Genomic DNA, 5,524 nt, shown 5'->3' on the forward strand with positions numbered 1-5,524 from the left:
TTGATCAGGCTCGGCAAACGAGCCGCGTCACGCACGGGCTTGGACCTGGATAGCGACGCTTCGGAGGGACTGCTGATGCATTGCGATTGATGGCCTTGACACGAACCATCCCATGTGAGGTTCTGGCAGGCTTCGACACCCGCCTCGATACGCCGCCTATCTCAGTCCGTCATCACCCAGTTTCCCGCATAGCTCCGTGTCCGAGGCGCGACCGCCAATTGCCAAGTATCTGGCCTTCTACAATCAGGGACGCCCTCACTCGAGCCTTGACGGGCGCACGCCCGACGAGGCTTACTTCGGCACGCAAGCTATGGGTGATGGCCGCATGACCGTCGCCGACGATTTTGTCGTCGCTCTGGTCGGGCTACGCCCTCCCGACGCAACGACAAAATCGTAAAGCCCCGCGTTCAGCATAACCCGGCAGGAATCCACTTAAATCCACGGGGCGCTGTCCAAACCACCGGGGCCAGCTCTGAAGGAGGCATCATAAAGTCATCGGTTCGCCGAACACGCTCGGCCACTCGCCGAATGCCAGATTGGTGGTGACGAGGACGGAGGCGCGCTCATAAAGCCGGCTGACGGGGTGGAAGAGAAGCTGACCGCCGGACTTGGCAAAAGGTAAATATCCGAGCTCGTCCAGGACAATGAAGTCCATGCGGGTTAGATGCTTGGCAAGCCGGCCCTGTCGCCCGTTGCGGGTCTCGGTCTCGAGGCGGTTGACGAGGTCGATCACGTTATAGAAGCGGCCACGGGCGCCGGATCGGATGCAGCTTCGCGCGATAGCGATGGCCAGATGGGTGTTGCCGGTGCCCGTTCCACCGACCAGGACGACGTTGCGTTGCTGGGCGATGAAGCCGCCGCCGGCGAGATCATTGACAAGCGTCTGGTTGTTGCGGTCCGGGGCGTGAGTTGGCGGCCGAGCTCGGGCGCGAGTGATTCGAACTTCGCCCGCAACTCGTCGGTCAGGGCTCCTGCCTCTGCGTCACCTTGAAGCACCAGAGGAGTGAGTAACACCAGGAGCTCCGTTCGCTCTTTGGTTTGTTCAGTACGCCGGAATGCCGCTCCCAGAAGCGGAATGTTCATCAGCAAAGGAAGTCCGGAATCGGCGCGAGAGGTACTATCCTGCATCAACCCACCAATTGCTATCGTATCCCCGTTTCGGGTCGATACGGTGCTCTGCAGGCGACGTAGCGAAATCACAGGGGACTGGACATTGGTGAGCTTGTTCTTGTTCGCGGTGCTAACCTCCTGAAAAGTGTCGAGGGTGACACTGCCGCCAGCACCTATTCTGGGTGTAACAGCCAAAATTACTCCCGTGTCACGCAATTCGACGGTGCTGATGATCGGCGAGCTCTCGCTTGCCGGGGATTGGGACGATCGCGACAAGATAGGGACCTGCTCGCCGACCTGGATCCTCGCCGGCTGATTGTCGACCGCGAGAATGCGTGGGGCGGATACAACCTTAACGTCTGCCACCTCGCTGAGCGCGTGCAGCACAACGTTGGCACTTGTCCCGGGAAACACATAGGACAACCCACCTTTTGGAACGGCACCCAGGGGACGAGAGGACAGAAGATAGTCCACCCCGTATTCCAGGCCATCGTTTAGCCGGACCTCCGCGACAATCGCCTGGATGAGAACCTGACGCGGCTTGACGTCAAGACGACGGATTGCGGCATCGATGATCTTGGCATCGTGCGGTGCCGCCAGAATAACAAGCGCGTTCTGGCTGCGATCCGCCTGGATCCGCACCGGCGCCGACAAACCGAGACTGGCCGGGCCCACCACCGCTTCGTGCTTTGCTTGAGCGGTCCGCGTGTTCGAGCCGGAGCCTTCATTCGGCGGGCTGGGCTGGTCGGGGAAAAGGTCTGATCGACTGGCCAGACTTGAGACCGGCATCTTGCCGGACTCTTCGGTGGACTGTGCGGTAGCTGCTGTGACGCCCGGCTCAGCGCAGAAGAGTTGCGCCAGCACCTGAGCCACTTCCGTAGCCCTGCGGTACTTCAGTGGCCGCACGTGAACGTGTGCTGCTGCCTTTGACGTCCTGTCCAGCTTCTCGATTGTCTCACGCGCGTGCTGAAGTGCCGCAGGGTCGTCGGCAACTACAAGAATGCCATTCAACCGCTCTAGTGACGCAAATCGAACTCGCGGAGAGCCCCCAGCATTTTGATTGAATACAAAATTGAGGTCTTTCTCTACTGCGGCGGGACTTGCCTGAGCCAGGGTATACAGTGCAAAGGACTTGTGGAGCATGCTATCGATGTCCAACAGGCCTATTAGTTCACGCGCGGAACTAACGCCACCGGGCGAGCCGCTGATGGCAATGCCTCGTCGTCCGGGCGCAGGCGCCAAATGAACGTTTTCTTCGATGTTCGGTCGGATGACCTTGATGACATCGACCGGATCGACATAACGAACGGGAATTACGTTAACGTCGCCGCGCCCTCCGTCGGCGAGGTCAGCCAGGCGCGCCACCCTGACTCCCCGGTCAACTGCCGCCAGTCCGTAACCATACTTTCCCAGCACTTCGTCCAGCAGCCGCGGAACATCACTCGCCGGAACCTTGCCGGAAGTCCGGAGCGTTATCTTTCCCTCTACGCCTGGGTCGATCACAACGGCCATGGCCAAGATATTACCGACGACGTCATTCACGACCCGCCGAATATCAGCATTGACGTAGTCCAGACTGACGCGCGCGCTATTGGCGGTGACCGGTAGCCGCCGCTCCGAGGTTTCGGCAGGCTGGGCCGATGGCTGGGTCAACACTTCAAAGCCCCCCGCTGGCGATGCGCCCTCCGAGTATGTGTGTTCGGATACCTTCCGAATGCCGCTAGGCGGGTTCAGTAGAACACTGCGCTCAGCGGTCGAGCCGGAGCCTGCGCATCCGGTGAGGAGTAGACAAAGAAACGTGAGTATCGTGGGGCGCGCAGAGGGGCACACTCGCGGAAGATGTGCATTCATTCAATGTTTCCATGCGCCAGCGCAAAGCCATCCTCTAGAGCTTTGGCAGCGCGAGCGATGTTGGGCCTGGCGCTCAGAGGCGAAATTTTCCCGGGGATAAGACGAATAGCAGCCTGATGATTCTTCCGAGTGTCAGTACCGGAGACCCGCCAAGCTGCAAATTAATATATCGATATGTGTCGATAACGGGAGATGATGGGCGGCGAGCGCTCCGTGCCTTGGCACATCGATGGTCGTCTGGAAGACCAGGAGCGGCATTCACCACGCGGCAGGTCTCGATGAGTTGTTGCCAATCTTAGCTGTTACAGGCGAAGCGCGAGATCGCGGACGCAAACCGGACCACGACGTCGAGCCTCTGGCTCTCCCGCAGCAGAACTCGAGCGGGGGGCAAGCAGAGCTATCGCCAAATCTTGGTGACGGCGGGGCCGGTCAGGCGGCGGCGGTTATGGGCTGACGGTCGGCCGGCTTGGCGATGACCTCGATCCCGTCATTGAATGTCACGCCAAGAGCGAGTTTTGGCAACTGGTTGTGGCCATCGAGACGGCGCCAGCTTTTCTGTGCGCCCTCGACCGGTTTGAAGACCATGGCGAGCGCGGTCCCGTTCGACAGACAACCCTTCGATCGGATGGTGCGGTGACGCACGGTGGCGAAGGTGCTTTCGATGGGGTTGGTAACCGGTATGAGATGTCTCGGTGCCAACGTTCCGCTGCGGTGTTCTGCATCGTGGCGTATGCGCCATTCGTGGCGCGGGTGATTATCGCCAATCCGTTGTGACGTGAGCCTGGGCGATCGCCTTCACCTGCCCTTCGTCGTCTTACGACCATTTTTGGGTCAGAGTTTCGCTCCCGTTGCGATATCGATGAATCGCGATAATCCGCGCCACATGATCAGATTCCCTGGTGGCGGATCGTTGGCGCGGGCGAGATAGCCGCCGAGCCTGGCGATCTTGATGAGATAATGCGACAATGTCTTTCGTTGTGTGCTGACTGGATTCTTGTCTTTGACGAGCCGATCAAGCAATTGGATTTCAGCTTTGGTCAGCGCAAATTCCGGTGAGGCATTTGGCGCTGAACGATTGAGCATCGTCATCCAAAAAATGCGCCAGCTCACAATGCAGAACACCGAGATCAGATTCGTCAATCGCTGAGCAGTCCGCAGTTGCGAGTCCTCCGCCCTACAGCCGGATTTGAGTATCTTGTGGAAGACCTCGATCTTCCATCGCAGGGAATACCATTCGAGTTTCTCGATCGCATCCCCGCGCGATTGCACCGGAAGGTCGGTCAGGAGTTTCCATTCAATCTTCTTTCTGTTCTTTGGCGCTCCTCTTTCATCAGCGTGGATCACTGTCAAAGTCAAAGCTGGATACCGCGACTGCTTGCCTATCGGTGGCAGAATACGGATTTTACGATACCGGATTTCAAGAATAGCCTGGTCTGGATTGCCCTTGCTATCCTGGACTTGGATCCGGTGGAGACCTTTGACCACGACCTCGTCCATTATCGTTGCAACGGTATGATCGCCATCGCCGGCCAGGCGATTGACACAGGTCCTTACCAAGAAATGCGTTCCAACCTCTTGGGCGGCGCAAAACAATTCATAAATATCGGCCTCACGATCACCGATATGGATGCACTGCGATGGCTTCTCGAAAAGCTCCGTGGATTGCTTGAGGTTCTCCAGCCACCGAATGCTCTCCTTGGTTTCAATGGGGATCCGTGTCAGGTTGACCTCGCGCCTGAGCGCAGCGACCCCTCTGAATTTCTTTCTGGTCCAGAACTTCACAGCGCTGAGCCCCAGTGGAAGCCCATCGAGGGTCACCGCGAGGCTCGAATGCATCAATATTCCGCATGTCGTGTACGTTTGGGGTTTTCCGTCCAATCTTCGAGAGTTGCTTTTGGGGATGCGCTTAATCATCCCGATCAGATCCGGGCGCTCCCTTTGATAGGTGAATTCGGTCGTATCATGCAGGACAAGAACAGGTCCTTTCGCAGCCGCGATACGTTCCCGCGTCGATTTAAAATGACCAGATAGGATGTCGGCCTCGCTTACTCGTTCATTGGAGAAGAAACGATAGGCCGCCTTGGTATTCGCCCAGTCTTGGCAAACCATCGGAATGCTCTGTCCGATGTCTCCACCAATCTGCTTCAGCAGCATGCGAAATCTCTCGCCAAGCCGAGCGTCCTGGAATTCGCACAGCGCAGCTTCACGGTCAAACCAGGTCACCGCGTCAGACGCCAACGGATGCGCCTTATCCCGGGCGCGTGAAGTCAGTCCCATAGAGCACCTCTTCTCGAATCAGGTGCTCATCAAAGAATCATAAGCCTTTCTGGCGACTCAAGTTTTTCGACTCAGCGCACCTCAAAAAATGTGGGTAATCGTAAGCTTCGTCGTATGCGTACGACCAGCACGCGCTCGGAATACTGCAATAGCAAGCGCCGAGCGATGAGCATATCGCCTTCGCATCTGATGAGATCGCCACCGAAGTCGCGGCCAATGCGGACGGACACGCGGCGCAACACTGAGTACTTGCACGGCGTCATGCGGATCGAGGAACTCGCTTCCT

At 58.1% G+C, this 5,524-nt stretch carries 2 protein-coding genes and 4 pseudogenes; 1 reads left to right on the forward strand and 5 read right to left on the reverse strand.

Annotation, left to right across the window (positions count from 1 at the left end):
- Positions 1 to 187: 187 nt before the first annotated feature.
- Positions 188 to 313: pseudogene (locus tag ACZYOF_RS41780) on the forward strand (integrase core domain-containing protein); the annotation flags it as partial.
- A 192-nt stretch (positions 314 to 505) separates the two neighbouring features.
- Here the strand turns inward: ACZYOF_RS41780 and ACZYOF_RS41785 are convergent.
- From ACZYOF_RS41785 to ACZYOF_RS41805, 5 genes and pseudogenes are all read right to left on the reverse strand, one after another.
- Positions 506 to 889, reverse strand: a pseudogene (locus tag ACZYOF_RS41785) (ATP-binding protein); the annotation flags it as partial.
- A 113-nt stretch (positions 890 to 1,002) separates the two neighbouring features.
- Positions 1,003 to 2,961, reverse strand: a pseudogene (locus ACZYOF_RS41790) (secretin N-terminal domain-containing protein); the annotation flags it as partial.
- 429 nt (positions 2,962 to 3,390) lie between these two features.
- A pseudogene (locus tag ACZYOF_RS41795) lies at positions 3,391 to 3,633 on the reverse strand (IS256 family transposase); the annotation flags it as partial.
- A gap of 159 nt (positions 3,634 to 3,792) precedes the next feature.
- Entirely contained in the window at positions 3,793 to 5,238 is a 1,446-nt protein-coding gene (locus tag ACZYOF_RS41800) for an IS4 family transposase (protein WP_463719398.1), read from the reverse strand.
- A gap of 71 nt (positions 5,239 to 5,309) precedes the next feature.
- On the reverse strand, positions 5,310 to 5,524 hold a 215-nt coding region (locus ACZYOF_RS41805), incomplete at its 5' end, for a hypothetical protein (protein ID WP_463719399.1).

The sequence above is a fragment of the Bradyrhizobium sp. LeoA1Lang genome (assembly GCF_055413685.1).

Bases quoted from the DNA above. Each gene is read 5' to 3' on its own strand.
- ACZYOF_RS41800 (WP_463719398.1), bottom strand. From the start codon at position 5,238: ATGGGACTGACTTCACGCGCCCGGGATAAGGCGCATCCGTTGGCGTCT.